1 pseudogene is annotated in these 441 nt (G+C 70.3%); it reads right to left on the bottom strand.

Annotated elements, in window-relative coordinates:
* Window positions 1–441: pseudogene (locus tag EZM81_RS18100) on the bottom strand (DUF2793 domain-containing protein); the annotation flags it as partial.

The following is a 441-nucleotide window of genomic DNA, read 5'->3' as shown; positions in this document are numbered from 1 at the left end:
CCGAGGGGCGCATGACGTCGATCCACGGCGCCCCGGCGCGGTTGCGCGCATAGACGGCGGCTTTCCCTGCGGGAGGCGGGGTCGGCGCGGCGCTGAGGCCCGGCAGAAACGTGGGCTGCGGCAGTTCCACCTGGCCGCTAGCGCGGTCGATCCGGATCGCGTCGAAGAAGGTCGACCCGTCCGGGCTGACCTTGAAGCTGAAATCGTCGTTGCCGAGAAGGCCGATGAGGGCGCGGGCGGAGAAGCCGGTCTTGAACGCGAAGGCGGCGTCGTTCCCGGCCGCAGCCTTGTTCACCGTGGCTTCGATGCCCGCGCCCGCGTTGTTCAGAAGGACTGCGGGCGTGTTCACCGACAGCCGGTTGTAGCTGTCAGCGGTTGCCCCGCCGAGGCCGAGGAGCTGCGCCGTCAGGTTCGCCTGCGGCATGCCGACCTGCGTGACGC

Origin of the sequence: Tabrizicola sp. YIM 78059 (assembly GCF_004959785.1) — a bacterium.
In the GTDB taxonomy this organism is placed as follows: domain Bacteria; phylum Pseudomonadota; class Alphaproteobacteria; order Rhodobacterales; family Rhodobacteraceae; genus Tabrizicola; species Tabrizicola caldifontis.
The sequence above is the reverse complement of the archived record's forward strand: the minus strand, read 5'-3'. Positions and strand labels throughout refer to the sequence as shown.